The sequence below is a fragment of the Sulfitobacter dubius genome (assembly GCF_900113435.1).
GTDB classification, from domain to species: Bacteria; Pseudomonadota; Alphaproteobacteria; order Rhodobacterales; family Rhodobacteraceae; genus Sulfitobacter; species Sulfitobacter dubius.
Window position 1 is genome coordinate 1,636,611 of the sequence record NZ_FOPG01000001.1, and the last position, 18,129, is coordinate 1,654,739.

General features: G+C 61.1%; 20 protein-coding genes. 4 read left to right on the forward strand and 16 right to left on the reverse strand.

Annotated features, from left to right (window positions below):
• Positions 1 to 32: 32 nt before the first annotated feature.
• From BM229_RS08010 to BM229_RS08020, 3 genes are read left to right on the forward strand one after another with little or no spacing between them, the layout of a single operon-like run.
• Positions 33 to 1,958, forward strand: a complete 1,926-nt coding sequence (locus BM229_RS08010) for an OmpA family protein (protein WP_093927055.1) — start codon at positions 33 to 35, stop codon at positions 1,956 to 1,958.
• A complete protein-coding gene (locus tag BM229_RS08015) occupies positions 1,945 to 2,268 on the forward strand; it encodes a hypothetical protein (protein WP_007118939.1) in 324 nt (107 codons plus the stop codon). Before BM229_RS08010 ends, BM229_RS08015 begins: the two co-directional genes overlap by 14 nt.
• 23 nt (positions 2,269 to 2,291) lie before the next feature.
• Complete coding sequence (locus BM229_RS08020; RefSeq protein ID WP_093927056.1) at positions 2,292 to 2,687, forward strand: VOC family protein; 396 nt, start codon at positions 2,292 to 2,294, stop codon at positions 2,685 to 2,687.
• Between the two features lie 9 nt (positions 2,688 to 2,696).
• Here BM229_RS08020 and BM229_RS08025 read toward each other — a convergent pair whose 3' ends face one another.
• From BM229_RS08025 to BM229_RS08075, 10 genes are all read right to left on the reverse strand, one after another.
• On the reverse strand, positions 2,697 to 3,140 hold the full coding sequence (locus BM229_RS08025) for a molybdenum cofactor biosynthesis protein MoaE (protein ID WP_093927057.1): 444 nt from the start codon (positions 3,138 to 3,140) through the stop codon (positions 2,697 to 2,699).
• Between the two features lie 3 nt (positions 3,141 to 3,143).
• Positions 3,144 to 3,392 carry a molybdopterin converting factor subunit 1 gene (gene moaD / locus BM229_RS08030; RefSeq protein ID WP_093927058.1) on the reverse strand — a complete coding sequence of 83 codons (249 nt, stop codon included), beginning with the start codon at positions 3,390 to 3,392 and terminating at the stop codon, positions 3,144 to 3,146.
• On the reverse strand, positions 3,389 to 4,054 hold the full coding sequence (gene pgsA / locus BM229_RS08035; RefSeq protein WP_093927059.1) for a CDP-diacylglycerol--glycerol-3-phosphate 3-phosphatidyltransferase: 666 nt from the start codon (positions 4,052 to 4,054) through the stop codon (positions 3,389 to 3,391). The genes moaD and pgsA overlap by 4 nt, the downstream gene beginning before the upstream one ends.
• Before the next feature lie 78 nt (positions 4,055 to 4,132).
• Positions 4,133 to 6,001 carry an excinuclease ABC subunit UvrC gene (gene uvrC, locus BM229_RS08040; RefSeq protein WP_093927060.1) on the reverse strand — a complete coding sequence of 623 codons (1,869 nt, stop codon included), beginning with the start codon at positions 5,999 to 6,001 and terminating at the stop codon, positions 4,133 to 4,135.
• A gap of 285 nt (positions 6,002 to 6,286) precedes the next feature.
• The gene (locus BM229_RS08050) at positions 6,287 to 7,066 is read right to left on the reverse strand and encodes an SDR family oxidoreductase (RefSeq protein WP_093927062.1); all 780 of its coding nucleotides are present in this window, start codon (positions 7,064 to 7,066) and stop codon (positions 6,287 to 6,289) included.
• A 12-nt stretch (positions 7,067 to 7,078) separates the two neighbouring features.
• Positions 7,079 to 8,038 carry a calcium/sodium antiporter gene (locus tag BM229_RS08055; RefSeq protein ID WP_244152136.1) on the reverse strand — a complete coding sequence of 320 codons (960 nt, stop codon included), beginning with the start codon at positions 8,036 to 8,038 and terminating at the stop codon, positions 7,079 to 7,081.
• A 167-nt stretch (positions 8,039 to 8,205) separates the two neighbouring features.
• The gene (locus BM229_RS08060; RefSeq protein ID WP_093927063.1) at positions 8,206 to 9,003 is read right to left on the reverse strand and encodes a S49 family peptidase; all 798 of its coding nucleotides are present in this window, start codon (positions 9,001 to 9,003) and stop codon (positions 8,206 to 8,208) included.
• 60 nt (positions 9,004 to 9,063) lie between these two features.
• Complete coding sequence (locus BM229_RS08065; protein ID WP_067629772.1) at positions 9,064 to 9,825, reverse strand: ABC transporter permease; 762 nt, start codon at positions 9,823 to 9,825, stop codon at positions 9,064 to 9,066.
• Positions 9,822 to 10,751 carry an ABC transporter ATP-binding protein gene (locus BM229_RS08070; RefSeq protein ID WP_093927064.1) on the reverse strand — a complete coding sequence of 310 codons (930 nt, stop codon included), beginning with the start codon at positions 10,749 to 10,751 and terminating at the stop codon, positions 9,822 to 9,824. Before BM229_RS08070 ends, BM229_RS08065 begins: the two co-directional genes overlap by 4 nt.
• 63 nt (positions 10,752 to 10,814) lie before the next feature.
• On the reverse strand, positions 10,815 to 11,336 hold the full coding sequence (locus BM229_RS08075; RefSeq protein ID WP_093927065.1) for an SRPBCC family protein: 522 nt from the start codon (positions 11,334 to 11,336) through the stop codon (positions 10,815 to 10,817).
• Between the two features lie 103 nt (positions 11,337 to 11,439).
• Here BM229_RS08075 and BM229_RS08080 point away from each other — a divergent pair, with 103 nt between their 5' ends.
• Positions 11,440 to 12,420: a DMT family transporter gene (locus BM229_RS08080; protein ID WP_093927066.1), complete on the forward strand. Its 981-nt coding sequence runs from the start codon at positions 11,440 to 11,442 to the stop codon at positions 12,418 to 12,420.
• On the opposite strand, the gene BM229_RS08085 is transcribed toward BM229_RS08080, so the two are convergent.
• The 6 genes from BM229_RS08085 to BM229_RS08110 all read right to left on the reverse strand — a co-directional run bounded on the left by BM229_RS08085 (position 12,417) and on the right by BM229_RS08110 (position 18,110).
• A complete protein-coding gene (locus tag BM229_RS08085; protein WP_093927067.1) occupies positions 12,417 to 13,382 on the reverse strand; it encodes an NADPH:quinone oxidoreductase family protein in 966 nt (321 codons plus the stop codon). The genes BM229_RS08080 and BM229_RS08085 overlap by 4 nt on opposite strands.
• A gap of 82 nt (positions 13,383 to 13,464) precedes the next feature.
• A complete protein-coding gene (locus BM229_RS08090; protein ID WP_208604035.1) occupies positions 13,465 to 13,575 on the reverse strand; it encodes a DUF2474 family protein in 111 nt (36 codons plus the stop codon).
• On the reverse strand, positions 13,575 to 14,582 hold the full coding sequence (gene cydB, locus BM229_RS08095; protein WP_093927069.1) for a cytochrome d ubiquinol oxidase subunit II: 1,008 nt from the start codon (positions 14,580 to 14,582) through the stop codon (positions 13,575 to 13,577). Before cydB ends, BM229_RS08090 begins: the two co-directional genes overlap by 1 nt.
• 1 nt (position 14,583) lies before the next feature.
• Positions 14,584 to 16,002 carry a cytochrome ubiquinol oxidase subunit I gene (locus BM229_RS08100; RefSeq protein WP_093927070.1) on the reverse strand — a complete coding sequence of 473 codons (1,419 nt, stop codon included), beginning with the start codon at positions 16,000 to 16,002 and terminating at the stop codon, positions 14,584 to 14,586.
• Positions 16,003 to 16,092: 90 nt separating this feature from the next.
• Positions 16,093 to 17,442 (reverse strand): HAMP domain-containing sensor histidine kinase, encoded by a 1,350-nt coding sequence (locus BM229_RS08105; RefSeq protein WP_093927071.1) that lies wholly within the window; start codon positions 17,440 to 17,442, stop codon positions 16,093 to 16,095.
• Entirely contained in the window at positions 17,439 to 18,110 is a 672-nt protein-coding gene (locus BM229_RS08110) for a response regulator (protein ID WP_093927275.1), read from the reverse strand. Before BM229_RS08110 ends, BM229_RS08105 begins: the two co-directional genes overlap by 4 nt.
• Positions 18,111 to 18,129: the final 19 nt, after the last annotated feature.

Here is an 18,129-nt window from a genome sequence, read left to right on the forward strand (position 1 = left end):
AAGTCTTGAGCTTAACAACCAGAAGGCCGCCCATGCGCCTCTCCGCCATTTTCATGATCGCCCTGACCTTTGCAGCCGCAGCGGTGGTCTCTCTGGTGGCGGCAAGCTTCTCGGTGCAACTGATCGAGGACACCTCGGAAATCGGTGTGCGTGACGCGCTGGACGATCAGGGCATGACATGGGCCGAGGTGCAGGCGGACGGTTTGCAGGTCACTCTCGCCGGGATCGCGCCGACCGAAGCGGTCCGCTTCCGCGCCCTCTCAACTGCTGGAACCGTGGTCGACGCCGCCCGCGTGATCGACGAGATGGAGGTTGAGGCCCAATCCGGAATCGCCCCGCCGCGTTTCTCTGCCGAGGTGCTGCGCAACGATGCGGGCATTTCGATCATCGGCCTGATCCCCACCAGCACCGACCGCGACGCGGTGATCGAAGCCTTTGGCGACATGGCGGGTGAGGCCACGGTGACCGACCTTTTGGAATCCGCCAATTACCCTGCTCCTGATGGCTGGGAAGACGCGCTGAACTTTGCCGTGCGTGCCATGGCAGACCTGCCCCGCGCTAAGGCCTCGGTCAACGCGGGTCGCGTGACCATCACCGCGATTGCCGACAGCCCCGAAGCGAAAGCACAGATGGAGCGCAAGTTGCAACGCGCAGCCCCGCCCAGCCTGCGTCTGCGGCTCGACATCGCCGCACCGCGGCCGGTGATTACGCCTTTCACCTTGCGGTTTGAGATCGACGAAGAGGGCGCGCGTTTCGATGCCTGTTCTGCCGATAGCGACGCCGCCGCCAGCCGCATCCTCAAAGCGGGCATCGCCGCTGGCGCGGCTGAGAGCGCCAATTGCACCATCGGTCTGGGTGTGCCCAGCCCGAACTGGGGCCGCGCCGTGGCGCTGGCGATCGATGCGCTGAGCCGTGTGGGCCAAGGCTCCATCTCTTTCGCGGACGCAGACATCACCTTACTCGCCGCGCCGGGCACTGATTCCGATAGTTTCGACCGCGTGGTGGGAGAGCTGGAGAACGCCCTTCCGGACGTGTTCGCCTTGACCGCAAAGCTGCCAAAAGTCGAAGACCCCGATGCTGGCCCGCCTGAATTCACCGCGACCCTGTCCCCCGAGGGGCAAGTGCAACTCCGTGGACGGCTTACCAGTGAAGGGCTGCGCGATCTGGCGGACAGCTATGCGAAATCGCATTTCGGGTCGGCCAATGTCTACACCGCCGCCCGTCTGGATGAGGCTCTGCCCGCCGATTGGGCCACGCGCGTTTTGACCGGGCTGGAAGCGATGGCCTCCCTCGTCAATGGGTCTGTTACGGTCACCCCCGACCGGCTTGAAGTGACCGGCGACACCGGCAGCAAAGAGGCGAACACCACCGTTGCCTCCCTTCTGGCCGACAAGCTGGGCGAAAGCGCTGATTACAGCATCGACATCACCTATAAAGAAAAACTCGATCCCATCGCCGGGCTGCCTACCCCCGAGGAGTGCGAAGCCGAGATTCGCGAAATCCTCAAGGTCGGCAAGATCACCTTTGAACCGGGCAACGCCACGATTGACGCCTCGGCGCTTGGTACGATGGATGACATCGCCGAAGTTCTGAAACATTGCGGGGACATTCCGCTCGAGATCCAAGGCTACACCGACAGCCAAGGCCGCGAATCGATGAACCAGTCACTCTCGCAAAGCCGCGCGGAATCGGTTCTAAACGAACTGCGCGCCCGCCGGGTGCTGACTTCTTCCTTCGTTGCCAAAGGCTATGGTGAGGAAAATCCCATTGCCGATAACCAGACCGAAGAGGGCCGCGAAGCCAACCGCCGCATCGAATTCCGCCTGATCCAGCCCGAGGCTGAGACCCCCGAAGACGAAACAGCGCTGGAATCCGCTGAAGAAACGGGCGATACCACCGCAGAAGAGATCGGGGAATCCGACGAAACCGAAGAAGGCAGCGGTGATGAGCAGAACTGAGTTTGTCCTGGCAACAGCCATCATTCTTTTCGTGGCCTTCTGCATGGGATGGTTCGCCAATTGGCTGCTGAACCGCTTTACCCGCGTGGCCGCAGATGATGTGGCCCAGCTTGACCGGATGAGCCAAGAACTGCACGAGGCTGAAGAAACCCGCGATCAGGCGATCACCTATCTGCAACAGCGCGAAGCCGAACTGACCAACCAGCTTGCCCAGACAGAAGCAGAGCTGCGCGCCGCGATGGACGGCCTGCGCGACGCCCGCCACGAGGCCGAAGAGATGCGCGCCTATATCGAGCGTCAGAAAGCCTAACCCCAGACCTTCGGAGCCTTGTCATGGCCAAACTCGCCCACTCCATGATCCGCGTCTTTGATGAGGCGGCATCGGTGAAATTCTACGAAGACGTGTTTGGCCTTAGAATCGCCGACCGTTTAGATTTCGACAGTTTCACCCTGATCTACCTGCGCGACACCTCAGGTAATTTTGAGCTGGAACTGACGGTCAATAAAGACCGCGACACACCCTATGATCTGGGCGACGGCTATGGCCATCTGGCCTTTGTGGTCGAAGACCTCGAAGCCGCCCGCGAGACAGCGATCAAAGCCGGGGCCGCCCCGCGTGACATCGTTGATTTCCGCCCTGCGGGGGAGACTGTGGCGAAGTTCTTCTTTTTGGCGGACCCCGATGGCTACCAGATCGAAGTCATCAAAAAAGGCGGGCGCTTCGCCTAAAGCGATCGCTTACCAGCGCTCTAGCGCGGCCTCATCTTCGTCTTTCGCGGCGACCCAAGCTTCACCCTCAGCCGTGATCTCGCGCTTCCAGAATGGCGCGCGGGATTTGAGGTAGTCCATCAGGAATTCCGCCGCCTCGAAAGCATGGCGGCGATGCCGCGCCGCCGTGGCGACCATCATGATCTGTTCCCCCGGCACCAGCCGCCCATAACGGTGGATCACCAGCGCATCTTGCAATTCGAACCGCGTAACGGCCTGCTGCGCAATCTCGCGCAGCGCCTTTTCGGTCATGCCGGGGTAATGTTCGATCTCCATCGCGCTCAGCGTGCCTGCATCATTGTCGCGCACGACGCCGGTAAAGGTCACAATCGCACCGCTGCCGCCCTCGCCCTTGGCGAAACGCGCGGTTTCCTCAGCCAGATCAAAGGGCGCCTCCTGCACCAAAACGCGCATCGGTCAGCCCCCGGTCATCGGGGGGAAGAAAGCCACCTCTCGCGCGCCTTGGAGCGGGGCGTCGAAATCGGTCAACTCCTGATCCACAGCCACGCGCAATGCGGAGAGATCAGAAAACGCCATCTCGTAGCGTTCCTCTCGGCCACGCAATTCTTCGACCAATTCGGCCACGGTCGCTGCGGTGCTCTCCACCCGTTCGCGGGGCAGGCCGATCCGTTCGCGGACCCATGCGAAATATAGAACGTCCATCAACGTGGCTCCTTCAGATGCGGCAGCGCCTTGCGCAGATAGTCAAAGCCGGTGATGGCGGTCAGCACGGCGGCGACCCACAACAGCGCCAGCCCCAACAGCCCGGCCCATTCCATCCCGGCGAGTTTCCAGCCCAGCCCCAGAGTATCTTCGACCTCGCCATCGAGGATCGCTTCGATCATCTGCTGGTCCATCCCGAAAACGCTCATCCCGAGGTAATGCTCGAATACGCCCTGAGAAAACAGCACGGCGATGGCGATCATCTGTAGCGTCGTTTTCCATTTGGCCAGTTGGGTGACCTTTAGCGTCCCCGCAACATCGCCCAGATATTCCCGCAAGCCCGAAACGAAGACTTCGCGAAACAGGATCAACGTAGCGGGCAGCACCAGCCACGGCGACCAACTGGAGAAGGCCACGATCACCATCAACGCGATCACGACCATCGCCTTGTCGGCAATCGGGTCGAGCATGGCCCCGAGTTTCGTTTCCTGCGCCCACGCGCGGGCAAGGTAGCCGTCAAACCAATCCGTCACCGCCGCCCCGACAAAGAGCAGCAAGGCGAACCAGTCGGCATAGGGGCGCGTAAAATATAGAAACATGACCGCCACACCGGGCGCCGCGACCAGCCTGAGCAGGGTCAGGATATTGGGCAAATTCCATTTCATGACGTTATCCTACCTTGCGCCGTTCGCGGCTGAAAGGACGAAACCGCGCCAGCGGTCTGCCCTTCGGCGGGCGCGTCGCTAGCCCTTCTCATGGAAATATCCATAAATTGTCTCTGCCAGCGCATCCGACACGCCATCAACGGCCTTAAGGTCGCTGAGGTTCGCGCGGCCCACCGCCTTGGCCGAGCCGAAATGCGCCAAAAGCGCGCGTTTGCGCGCGGCCCCGACGCCCGGCACATCATCGAGCGGCGTGGCGCTGACCCCCTTGGCGCGTTTCGCGCGGTGAGTGCCGATGGCGAAACGGTGCGCCTCATCGCGCAAGCGCTGCACGAAATAAAGCACCGGATCATTGTGCCGCAGCGCCATCACCCGCTTGCCGACGCGGTGGAACTCTTCCTTGCCCGCGTCACGATCAATGCCTTTGGCGACGCCGACCATCGGAATGTCCTGCACCCCATGCTGCGCCATGATGGAGGCCACGGCGCTCACCTGCCCCGCGCCGCCGTCGATCAGCAGTAGGTCAGGCCAAAGCCCACGGCTGCGGTCTGGGTCTTCTTTGATGAGCCGTTTAAAACGCCGGTGCAGCACCTCTTTCATCATGCCGAAGTCGTCACCCGGGGTCAGGTCGTCACCACGGATGTTGAACTTGCGGTATTGGTTTTTCATCATGCCCTCTGGGCCCGCGACAATCATCGCGCCCACCGCATTGGTGCCTTGGATGTGCGAGTTGTCGTAAACCTCGATCCGATCGGGCGGTTTTGGCAAATCAAAGGCATCGGCCAGCCCCTGTAGCAGCTTGGTCTGGGTCGCCGTTTCGGCCATCTTGCGGGCAAGGCTTTCGCGGGCGTTGCGCAGCGCGCCGTCAACCAGCTCGGCCTTCTCCCCTCGCTGCGGCACCAACAGTTCCACCTTGCGACCGATCTTGCCACTCAGCGCTTCGGCCATCAGATCGGGGTTTTCGATCTCATTGCTAAGGATCAACTGCCGCGGCGGCTCGCGGGTGTCGTAGAACTGGCCGATGAAAGCCTCCAGCACCTCGGCGGCGTCCACATCGGCCCCGACGCGGGGGTAGTAATCCCGGTTGCCCCAGTTCTGGTTGGCGCGAATGAAGAAGACCTGTACGCAGGCCTGTCCGCCTTCCATATGCAGCGCAATGATGTCGGCCTCATTCACCCCTTGCGGGTTGATGCCTTGGGCCGTCTGAACCTGCGTCAACGCCTTGATCCGGTCGCGCAGGGCCGCGGCGCGTTCAAACTCCATCGCCTCAGACGCTTCGGCCATATCCTGCGCCAGACGGCCCTGAATCTCGGTTGATTTCCCACTGAGGAACCGCTCTGCATCCCGCACGGTCTGGCGATACTCTTCGGCTGAGATTTTACCGACGCAAGGAGCAGAGCAGCGTTTGATCTGGTGCTGCAAACAGGGCCGCGTGCGGCTGTCGAACATCGAGTTGGAGCAATCACGCAAGAGAAAGACCCGCTGCAACTGGTTCAGCGTGCGGTTCACCGCGCCCGCGCTGGCGAAGGGGCCATAATAGCTGCCCTTTTCCTTCTTCGCGCCGCGGTGTTTCTTGATCTGCGGGTAGTCGTGATCGGCGGTGACAAGAATATTGGGAAAGCTCTTGTCGTCGCGCAGCAGCACGTTGAACTTAGGCTTGAGCTGTTTAATCAGGTTTTGCTCAAGAAGCAGCGCCTCGGTTTCCGTTTTTGTGGTCAGAAACATCATCGAAGCGGTATTGGCGATCATCCGCGAGATGCGCCCCGAATGCCCCGTCGGCCGCGCATAGGATGACACCCGCGCCCGCAGGTTCCGCGCCTTGCCGACATAGAGCACACGGCTTTCCGCGTCGAGCATCCGGTAGACGCCCGGCGACGAATCGAGCGACTTCAGATAGGCCTGAATCACCTTGCGGCCTTGCGGCGGAGGGCTGTCGTTTGGCGTGGTCATCTCAGGCGCTGATTCTCGTGTTTTGCTGCAATAGGACGGAAATGGGGGCAAGCTTTAACATGTCCACCAAACATGTGGATAAGTCTGACGATAACTTCTGGGCATCTAGGAATTTCCGTTGTTTTTGACTGGCTTCTCTGATTTGCCCATTTTTTAAGCACGTCAATAATTCGTTGTTATTGCTGTATTTTTTATCTCGCATGAAACAAGCCTCTGAAAACAAAGAGGTTTCGGTAACAGTTTGGTGACAGACGTTAAGAACGTGCAAAACTTCCTGCATTGCGCTTACGTCAAGGGACCTTTGGGGCTTGTATTCCACTGCAAATGTTCCCCTCCGTCGGTGCAGATCAGCTGTCCTGTCACCCCCGATGAATCGATGAAATAGCCGAGTGCCGCTGTGATATCCTCAGGGTTTGAACCACGGGCTAGAACCGTGTTGCGGCGCTGTGCGGCGAAGTCGTCGGTGCTTTGGGCACTGCCCTTCAGCGTCGGGCCGGGGCCGATGCCGTTAACCCTGATCGCCGGGGCCAAAGCCTGCGCTGTGCTGCGCGTCATGGCCCAAAGCCCCATCTTGGCGATCGTGTAGGTCGTGAACTCTGGCGTGAGGTTCCGCACCCGCTGGTCAAGCATATTGACGATCAGCCCGGCGGCGCGGGGCTCTCCGTTTTGGTCTTTTTCGGGCTTTAACCCCTGCCCCGCCATCGCTTGTGTCAACACGAATGGCGCACGGAGGTTGCTGCCCATATGCCGGTCCCAGCTTTCGCGGGTGGCGCTGGTGATATCGTCATATTCGAAAATCGAAGCGTTGTTTACAAGGCAGGTAATCGGCCCGCCGAGCGCCTCGGCCGCGCGAGGCAAAAGCGTTTCCGTAGCGGCGTCTTCCAGCAGGTCGGCTTGCAAAGTCACAGCACAGCGCCCCATGGCTGTGATCCCCGCGGCCGTGGCATCGGCCCCATCTTGCGAGGTGGCATAATGTACCGCCACGTCAAAGCCCCGCTGCCCAAGATACAGCGCCATGGCACGGCCCAGACGCTGCCCGGCCCCGGTCACCAATGCCCGCCGCATCTGCCGCCCTCCTCAGATCAGGATGATTAACAAATAAAGCCCGTAAAGCGCGCTGAGCGCCACACCCCAAAGCCGCGTGATATCCCGCCCCAGATAGACGAAGGGGATCAGCAACAGCGACGCGCCCAGCATCACCCAAAGGTCGATCCGCAAGAAGGCTTCGTCGACCTCAATCGGGCCAACAAGACTTGCGATGCCGATGATCGCAAGAAGGTTAAACATGTTCGAACCGATGACGTTGCCAAGCGCCACATCCGCCTGACGGCGCAGCGCTGCCATCACGGTGGTCGCCAATTCCGGCAGCGATGTGCCCACGGCCACAAGCGTCAGGCCAATCACTGTGTCACTCACCCCATAGGTCTGGGCGATGATCGTGGCGTTATCCACCAGAAGGCTTGCGCCCAAGGGCAAGCCGATCAGGCCAAGGATCAGGAACAGCGCAATCTGCCAACCGGCCATACTGGGGTCCGCGCCTTCGGGCTCTTCATCATCATCCGCCGCACCGGCCCGGCAGGCATGACGGTGATCCTTGGCGTCGCCAAAGGCGTCATAGAGCATATAGGCCAGCCCAGCGAGCAAGATGAGCCCCGCGATCCAGTCAAAAACCCCGCGGAAAGCCAATGCAATGAACAAGACTGACGCAGCGATCATCTGATTGTAGGTCTTGCGCGTGCTGCATTCCGAGGTGTGCATGGTCGCCAGCAAGGCCGGAATGCCCAATACCATCAGGATGTTCGCCGTGTTCGACCCGACGACATTCCCAAGCGCCAAACCCGGCGCGTTGTCCAAGATCGCCTTGACCGAGATCAGCAGTTCAGGCGCAGAGGTGCCAAAGGCCACGATCGTCAGACTGACGATCAGCGCGGGCACCCCAAGGCGCAGCGACAGGTTCACCGCCCCTTTGACCAGAGCATCCCCCGCGAACAGCAGGATTACGAGGCCAAGCCCCGAAAGTAGCCACGGCATCAGCATCAACGCCCTCCCTTACAGGCACAATCGCCTTTGCCAATACGGTAACGTCCGCAGTCACGGCATTTGGTCCGGGCCAGGCGTTTGCCTCCCAGCCAATGCATTTTTCCAAACCAAGCCAAAAGGCCCATGGCCACCAGAAAGAGCAGAACGATCTTAAAAACCATGCGCTAGAGACCAAAACGCGCGAAGGCCGCGCGTTCCTCTATGCCCTGCACCGCGTCCTGCACCATCTGCACGCCAAAGCGTGACAGCAGCCCGCGTTTCACGCCGTAGCGGCGCAGTTTCACCTTCTCGCCAAAGCGCTCTTTCAGCAGCGGTTTCAGATGGCCGATACCGTCGATCAAGCCCAACTCGGCGGCGCGTTTCGCCAGCCAGATTTCCCCGGTGAAGAGGTTCTGCCCCTCGGGCAGCTTGCCCGCCCGGCGGGTCTTTACGTGATCGATAAAGTTCTCATGAATGTCTTCGAGCAGCGTTTTCAGCCGCGCGACATCTTCGGGGTTTTCCGGGCGGAAGGGATCGAGCATCGATTTGCTCTGCCCTGCCGTATAGACCCGCCGCTCAACCCCATGCTCACGGATGAACTCATGCACCCCGAAAGAGGCGGAAATCACCCCGATGGAGCCCACGACCGAGCTTGGGTCCGCATAAATCTCATCCGCCGCAGCCGCCAGCCAGTAACCACCCGAGGCGGCGACGTCTTCGACAAAAGCGATGACGGGGATATTCTTTTCCTCAGACAGCCGCCGAATACGCGCGCCGATCAACGACGATTGCACCGGGCTGCCACCGGGAGAGTTAATCTCCAAGGCGACAGCGGCAGGCTTGCCCTTGGCAAAAGCCTTTTCGATGACCGGAGCCATGGTGGCATCGTTCAACACCGCGCGGCCCTGCGAGCCGATCATACCGGAAAGCCGGATCACTGAAACGCTGGGCGGGGATTTAAGGAAGGGCAGCCTAATTCTCATTCTTCTCATGTAGAACGCCCACCCCGTGCAAACAAGGCGGGCGTCCAAGTTTCGCAGCCCTCAGGCCCGCAGACGCCAGCCGGTGCGGAAAATCCACCAGATCACGCCGAGGCAAAGCGCCGTGAACAGCGCGATTGCCGCAAGGCTGGTCAGGATCGGCACATCGGCAGAGCCGAAAAATGCCCAACGAAAGCCTGAGATCAGATAGACCACCGGGTTGAAGTGCGAGATCACCTGCCAAACCGGCGGCAGCATCGAGATCGAGTAGAAAGACCCGCCAAGAAAGACCAGCGGCGTGACGATCAACAGCGGCACAAGTTGCAACTGCTCAAAATTCCCCGCCCAGATGCCGATGATAAAGCCCATCAGCGCGAAGCTGATACAGGTCAAGATGAGGAAAGCGACCATGGCGATGGGGTGCTGGATCGTGATGTCGACAAAGAAAAACGCCGTAATCAGTATGATCGTACCGATGAACAGCGCCTTGGTGGCCGCCGCACCGACATATCCGATGACGATCTCGAAAAAGTTGATCGGGGCCGAGAGCAATTCATAGACCGTGCCGATAAATTTCGGGAAATAGATGCCGAAAGAGGCGTTGGAGATCGACTGCGTGATGACGCTGAGCATGATCAGCCCCGGCACGATAAAGGCGCCATAGCTCACGCCCTCGACCTCTTCGATACGGCTGCCGATGGCTGCGCCAAAGACGACGAAGTAGAGCGAGGTCGACAGCACCGGCGAGATGATGCTTTGCGTGATGGTGCGAAAGAAACGCGCCATTTCAAAGGCGTAGATGGCTTTGATCGCGGTCCAGTTCATGCCGCATCCTCCTTGAGCAGATCGACAAAGATATCTTCCAGACTGCTTTGCCGTGTCGCCACGTCTTGCAGCACCAGACCGCTTTCCGCGACTTTCGAGAGCAGCTTGGTGATGCCGGTCCGCTCGGCATTGGTGTCATAGGTATAGATCAGGGACCGCCCATCGGCGGACAACTCCACATCGGGCGACTGCAGCGCCAGTGGGACTTCGGTGATCGGCTCGGTAAGCTGCACTTCGAGTTGTTTTTTGCCCATCCGCGCCATCAGCGCGTCTTTCTCTTCAACCAGCAGCAATTCGCCCTTGGCGATGACGCCGATCCGGTCCGCGATGGCCTCGGCCTCTTCGATGTAATGGGTGGTCAGGATGATCGTCACGCCCGAGGCTTTTAGCCCCGCGACGATCTCCCACATGTCCTTGCGCAGTTCCACGTCGACGCCCGCGGTGGGCTCATCAAGGAACAGCACCTTCGGGTCATGCGACAGCGCCTTGGCGATCAGCACCCGGCGCTTCATCCCGCCCGAAAGCTCACGGATCTGGCTGTCTTTCTTATCCCAGAGCGAAAGTTGACGCAGGATTTTCTCCAGCACCGCCTCATCCGCCGGCCGGCCAAACAGCCCACGCGAGAAGCGCACGGTGTTGAGCACCCGTTCAAAGGGCTCCAGATTGATCTCCTGCGGGACCAGTCCGATCATCGAACGTGCCGCGCGAAAATCGTCCTTAATGTCATGGCCGCCCACGGTCACCTTGCCGCTGGTCGCGGTGGTGATGCCACAGATGGTCGAGATCAGCGTCGTCTTGCCCGCCCCGTTAGAACCTAGGAGCGCAAGGATTTCGCCCTGTTCGATCTGTAGGTTGACCCCTTTAAGCGCCTCGAAACCGCCCGCGTAGGATTTCCGCAGGTTCTGAATATCCACGATTGTCGGCATGGTCGTCTCCGCTTTGGTAAGGCGGGCAACCTAACTGGCTTTGGCGGCGGTGAACAGATGCCTTCAAGTCTTGGCGCGGCCGAACCACCCCTTTTTGGCGGGGGCGTCTTCACCAGCTTCCGCGCTTTCGCCCGTCTCTTCTGTCGGACCTTCGAGCGAAGATTGCAGATTGTCGAAAAACTGATCCGCCATTTTCTTGGCGAAACCGTCGATGATCCGGCTGCCAAGCTGCGCCAGCTTGCCGCCGACTTTGGCCTCGACATCGTAACTGAGCTCGGTCCCGCCGTCTTTTTCGGCCAGCCGCACTTCTGCGCCGCCCTTGGCGAAACCGGCTGCACCGCCCTTGCCCTCGCCGGTGATCGTCAACGCTTCGTTCGGCACCAGATCGGAGAGCGTGACATGCCCCTTAAAGGTCGCCTTCACCGGGCCGACCTTTTGCACGACGGTGGCGTCATACCCCTCTTCAACCGAGCCAGTCACATCCTGCGCGCCGGGCACGCAGGTTTGCAGCATCTCAGGGTCGAGCAATGCGGCATAGACCTCGGCCGGGGTGGCGGCGATCTGGCGGGTGTCGGACATCTGCATGGCTGGCTCTCCCTTTGGCGTATCCCACCAGTCTAGCGGGTAATTCTGCGCAAACCAACGTCAAAGCGCTGGACCTCCCGCGCCGGGCTGGTAGGTCTTTGCCATGACAACTACTCCCCATAACCGCGCCGGACTGGCGATCGGGCTGATCCTTCTCGGCGTCGCCGCGATTTCGGTCAATGACATGCTGATCAAACGTCTGTCAGGCGGCTATCCGCTGCATCAGATCGTCTTTACCCGCTCGGCCATCGGGATCGTGTTGGGGCTGGCGCTGGTCAAACTTGAGGGCGGGTTTCATCTGCTCAAGACGCGCCAGCCGGGGCTGCATCTGCTGCGCGGGCTGCTCATCGTGATCTCGAACATGTCGTTCTTTCTGGCGCTTTCGGTCCTGCCCTTGGCCGAAGCGACGGCGCTGTTCTTTGCCGCACCTCTGTTCATCACCCTGCTGTCGATCCCGCTGTTGGGCGAAAAGGTCGGTCCGCTGCGCCTTGGCGCGGTGATCGTGGGGTTTGTTGGCGTGGTCATCATGATGCGGCCATGGGCTTCGACGGCGACGCTCGAAGTCTCCCGCTGGGTTCTGCTGCTGCCGGTGCTGGCGGCGCTGACCTATGCGTTGAACCAATTGATGACCCGCAAGCTGGGCGTGAACTCCAAAGCCTCGGCGCTGATGGTCTATATTCAGGCTGCCTTCGTCGCCGTGTCGCTAGGGTTCTTCCTGATCGCGGGCGATGGTCGTTTCGTGGATGAGGGCAGCAATGCCTCGCTCCAGTTCCTGCTGCGCGCATGGATTTGGCCCGCACGAGAGGATTACCTCACCTTCCTCGGCATCGGCCTCAACATCGCGCTGATCGGCTATTGCCTCAGCCAAGCCTACCGGCTGGGCGACGCCGCCACCGTGGCCCCGTTCGAATATATCGGCCTGCCGCTGGCGGTGTTCTGGGGTTTCGTGATTTTCGGCGACCTGCCGGTCTGGGAGGTGTGGGTTGGGATCGCGCTGATCCTCGCCTCGGGCCTGTTCGTTTATCTACGCGAGCGCCAAAAGGCGCTGCGCGTGACACGTTTGCAGGGCGGGCGGCGGGCCTAGCGCCCCACCTCCACCACCACCTTGCCCGTCGCCTTGCGGTCGCGCAGGAGAGCCAGCGCCTCATTCGCCTGCTCCAGCGGCATGACGTTGCTGACATGGGGTTTCAGCTTGCCCGCGACATACCATTTGATCAGCTCGGCGAAACTGTCGGTCAGGACCGAGGGTTTGATCTTGGCGTAGCCGCCCCAGTAGAACCCCAAGACGGTGAGGTTTTTGACCAGCAGGATATTGGCCGGGATCTGCGGGACTTCGCCGCTGGCAAAACCCAAGGGGATCAGCCGCGCTTCGGGATTGCAGGCGCGCATAGCGGCTTTGAACTGGTCGCCGCCTACCGGGTCATAGACCACATCCGCCCCGCCCAATTCCTTGACGATGGCGCGGATGTCGTCGGTCTCGGAGTTGATCAGGTGATCTGCGCCAGCCTCTTTGCAGACAGCGAGTTTATCCGCGCCGCGTGCCACGGCGATCACCTCGGCCCCCATCAGCTTGCCCAGTTCCACCGCCGTCAGCCCGATGCCGCCCGACGCCCCCAAAACCAGCAGCCGCTCACCCGGTTGCAACCGCGCCTTATACTCCAACGCGACATGGCTGGTGCCGTAAGCGATGAGGAAAGCTGCTGCATCCACGGCGGTCATTTCGTCAGGGATCGGCACGCAGACCGCGGCGGGAATGGCGGCATATTCGGCCAGCCCGTCAAATCCGGTATAGGCCGCCACGCGCTGCCCGACTTTCAGGTGATCCACCCCCGCGCCCAGAGCGGTAATCGTACCCGCCATCTCCATTCCCAACGTGAAGGGCAGCGGCGGCTTTTCCTGATAGGTGCCTTTGATGATCAGCAAATCGCCAAAGTTCAGCCCGCAGGTATCAACTTGGATCAGCACCTCGCCCTGCCCCGGCATCGGCATCTCAAGCTCTTGCAGGGTGAGCGGTTCGTCATAGGCGGTGACTTGCATGGCGCGCATCGGGCTGTCCTTTCGTGCTGCTTTGGCCCGAAGAGGCCAGAAGCGCGCGCCCTTGGCAAGGCCCGCAAGCCGCATCGCTGCGTCAGCTGGGCATGATTACCAGACGGATGCCATAGGCAACCACTGCCAGCAGCAACACGCTGGCCAGCCAAAGCGCTACGAACCAGCCGCTACGTTTCAGCCAATGGCGCATCAGTGATAGCCCTCCTCAGGGTCGATCTTGCCGCGGAAAACCCAATAGGCGTAGGCGGTGTAGCTGAGTATCAGGGGCAGCAGCACCAGCGTACCGACCAGTGCGAAAGCAAGGCTTTCGTCGGGGGCGGCGGCATCGGCGATGGTCAGGCTTGGCGGCACCATATGCGGATAAAAACTGATCCCGATGCCGATGAACCCCAGAACAAAAAGCGCCTGCGCACAGAGGAACGGCTGAATGTCAGCCTTGCGTTGCAAACCGCGCAGCATCCCAAAGGCCGCAAGCGCGACCAAAAGCGGCACCAAACCGCTGAAGAGCGCGGTGGGCCACGCGAACCACCGCTGGAAGTAGACCGCATCGGTGAAGGGGGTCCAAAGGCTGACCAACCCCATAAAGACCAGCGTCGCCACCGCCAGCGGCCATGCCAAACGGCGCATATGCGCCTGAATGCGGCCTTCGAGCTTCATGTTAAGCCATGTCGCGCCCAGCAAAGCATAGCCCACGGTCACGGCCACGCCGGTCAAGATCGAAAAGGGCGTGAACCAATCCCACCAGCCACCCGCATAGGCGCGGCCTTCGATTTCGATCCCCTGCACCAGCGCGCCAAGAGCGATGCCCTGACAGAAGGAGGCCACCAGCGAGCCGCCAAAAAACGCCATGTCCCAAAGGGGTTTCCAACGCTTCGTGCGCCAACGGTACTCAAACGCCACGCCGCGAAAGATAAGGCCCAGGAGCATCAGGATGATCGGCATGTAAAGCGCAGGCATCACCACCGCATAGGCCAGCGGGAAGACGGCGAACAACCCGCCGCCGCCCAGCACCAGCCAAGTCTCATTGCCGTCCCAGATGGGCGCGACCGAGTTCATCATTACGTTACGCTCGCCTTCATCCTTGGTCATCGGGAACAACAGCCCAACGCCCAGATCAAACCCATCAAGGATGACATAGATCAGCACCGCAGCGGCGATGATCCCGGCCCAGATGAACGACAGTTCAAATCCCAACATCTCAGCTCTCCTTCGGTTTGCCGCGATGGGCGGCTTCTGCGCCGACAGCAAGCACGGGTCCATCGTCTTGTGCATCGTCGCGTTCATCTTCAAGCGCGCGATCTACAACCGGTTTGCGCATCATGGCCACAATGTACCAAGTGCCCGCGCCAAACACGAAGAAGTACACCACGATAAATGCAATGAGCGAGGTTGCCACCGCCGGCGCCTCGACCGGGGCGAGGCTGTCAGAGGTCCGCAGCAACCCGTAAACGGTGAAGGGCTGACGCCCCACTTCTGTTGTGATCCAGCCTGCCAGCACCGCAACAAAGCCGGTCGGCCCCATGAGCAGCGCCAGCCGATGCAACAGCGGCGCATCATAGAGCCGCCCCCGCAGCCGCGCCAGCGCAGCCCAAAGACCCAGCCCCAGCATGGCAAAGCCAAGTGCAATCATGATACGGAAGGACCAGAAGACAATCGCCACCGGCGGCTCATCCTCGTCCGGGATCGTATCCAACCCGTCCAAGGGCGCGTTCAGGTCGTGTTTGAGGATCAGCGATGACAGCTTGGGGATCTGAATGGCATAGTCGATGCGCTTTTCCTCGGGGTTCGGAATGCCGAACAGGATCAAAGGCGCGCCATCTGGATGGCTGTCGTAATGCCCCTCCATCGCCATGACCTTGGCGGGCTGATGCTCCAGCGTGTTAAGGCCATGCATGTCGCCCGCGAGAATTTGCAGCGGCGTGACCAACAGAAGCATCCACATCGCCATAGAGAACATCCGCCGCGCGGCCCGGTCGGCGTGATCGCGCAGCAGGTGCAACCCGCCGACCGCGCCCACGACCAGCGCTGTGGTCAGATAGGCCGCCAGCACCATATGGACCAACCGGTAGGGGAAAGAGGGGTTAAAGACGATCGCCCACCAATCCTCGGGCACGAATTGACCGACGTCATTAATGCCAAAGCCCGCAGGCGTCTGCATCCAACTGTTGACCGACAGGATCCATGTGGCCGAGGCCAGCGTGCCCAGTGCCACAAGTGCTGTGGCGAACATATGCAGCCCATCGCCGACCCGTTTGCGGCCAAAGAGCATGATGCCAAGGAAACCGGCCTCAAGAAAGAAGGCCGAAAGCACCTCATAGGCCATGAGCGGCCCGACGACCGGCCCGGCCTTGTCAGAAAACACCGACCAGTTGGTGCCGATCTGGTAGGACATGACGATGCCCGAAACGACACCCATGCCAAAGGCCACCGCAAAGATCTTCTTCCAATAGTTAAAGAGCTTCAGGTAGGTTTCTTCGCGTTTCCAGAGCCACAGCGCGTTAAGCACGGCCAGAAAACTTGCCAACCCGATTGAGAAAGCCGGGAAGATGATATGAAACGAAACCGTGAATGCAAACTGCACCCGCGCTAGGATTTCGGCGGTGTAACCGTCGAGCATGAGAAGCCCCCGCGTGTTGTTTCCTGACCTATATAGGACCGGGGGGGTGTAGAGGCACAGGCTAAATTGCCGCAGCCGCTGCCGGATCGCCTATCGCTCGAATGTCACCACCACACGCAGCCCCGGCGCGTTGTCTATGAGTTCCAGCCTTGCCCGGTGCAGTTTCACAACCCCATCGACCAGCGCCAGCCCCAGCCCATGGCCCGGCGTGCCCCGGCTGCGATCAAGCCGGTAGAGCCGCTGTAACACTTTGTCGCGGTCTGCTGCGGGAATGCCGGGGCCGCCATCTGCGACATTGAGTGTGACCTGATCGGCCGTCTGGTCCAGCGAAATGTCCAACGCCTCGGCGTCGCCAGAATGGCGCAGGGCATTCTCGATCAGGTTGGCGATCATCTGGCCCAGCAACGCACGGTCACCTGTGACATGGGCAGGCGTCTCCGGCAGGGTGCAGATCAGGCGCTTGCCCTGCTCCCCTGCCGCGGGCTCATAAAGCTCAATCATGGTGCGGCACAGCGCGGTCAGATCGACGGGGGCGAAATGGGCGCGGGCGTCGCCCTGCTCCACCTGCGCGAGTTGCAGCAGAGATTGAAAGATCGCGGCGATGCCGTCCAATTCGGCACGTGCACGGGCCAAAGGCTCGACCCGGTCTTCGCCCGTCGCCTCGGCCCGATCCAGATCGTCCAGATGCACCGAGACACGTTGAATCGGGGTCTTCAGGTCATGGGCGATATCCAGCGACACCTGCCGCAGCGCTGCCACGGACGTTTCCTGCGCCCGGGCCATTTGGTTGACCGCCTCACCGATGCGCAGGAGGTCATCCGACCAGCGCGCACCCGGTGCCACCCGCGCGGTTAGATCGCCCGTGGTCAGCCGATCCAGCGTGCCGCGGATCACCTCGACATGCCGTTTGGATCGTCGGGCAAGGATCAACCCGCCCGAAAGCGCGATCAGCACCGTGGGCAACAGGCTCACCAGCAAGATATTTATAAAAACCTCGCGCAGGGCCGTGATCTCGGCCCGGCTGCGCGCGATGGTCAAAAGCCCGCCATAAAGCGTGTCGGTGAGCGTGAGGTAAACGCCGTCATATTGCGCCCGCGCCGCGCCGATTGAGACGATGTGATAGCCCTCGTTGTCCCGCGCGATGGCCCCGTTGCCGTAGATGCGTCCGTTGGGACCGATGTAGCTAAGGATCAGCCGGTTGGGATCAGTCTCGCGCGATTCCGCCTCGACCAGCCGCGCCAATGCCGAGGCGCCCGGGGCGGCGCGAAAGCCTGCCATGTCCTGCGCTAGATCGGCGCGGATGGCCTGCTCGAACGACCGCTGCGTGACCGCATAGCTGGCGGCGAGGCTTAAAAGACTGACGATGGTGAACAAAAGCACCAGCAAAAGCGCCAGACGCAGCGGCATCGACCGCCAGAGCCCCGCCAGCCGCGCCTTCACGCGTCGATCCTATAGCCCGCGCCGCGCACGGTCTGGATTAACTCGCTGTCAAAGGGCCGGTCGACCTTGGCTCGCAGGCGGCTGATGTGGGTCTCGACCACATTGGTCATCGGGTCAAAGGAAATGTCCCAGACCGCCTCAAGCAGCATGGTTCGCGTTTGCACCCGGCCTTTCCGGCGCAGCAGATGCTCTAACAAAGCGAATTCGCGCGGCAGCAAATCGATGTCCTGCCCGGCCCGCGTTACCCGGCGGCTGATGAGGTCCATCGTCAAGTCGCCAGCGCGGAGGGTCGTTTCCTGCTCCAGCGCCTGCGGGCGACGTGCCAATGCGTTCACCCGCGCCGACAGTTCGCCAAAGGCAAAGGGTTTGACCAGATAATCATCCGCCCCGGCGTTCAGCCCGTCGATCCGATCCTCCACCGCCCCCATCGCCGTGAGCAGCAACACCGGCGTGGCATTGCCCGCCCCGCGCAGGGTTTTCAACAGCGTCAGCCCGTCCAACTCAGGCAGCATCCGATCAAGGATCAGCACGTCATATTGCCCGGTGGTGGCCTGCACCAACCCGTCGCGGCCATCGGCCACCACATCCACCGCATGCCCCTCTTCGCGCAGGCCGCGCGCGATATAGGTGCTGGTGGTGGTATCGTCTTCGACAACAAGCAGTTTCATCGGGGTCTCATCTAGGTTC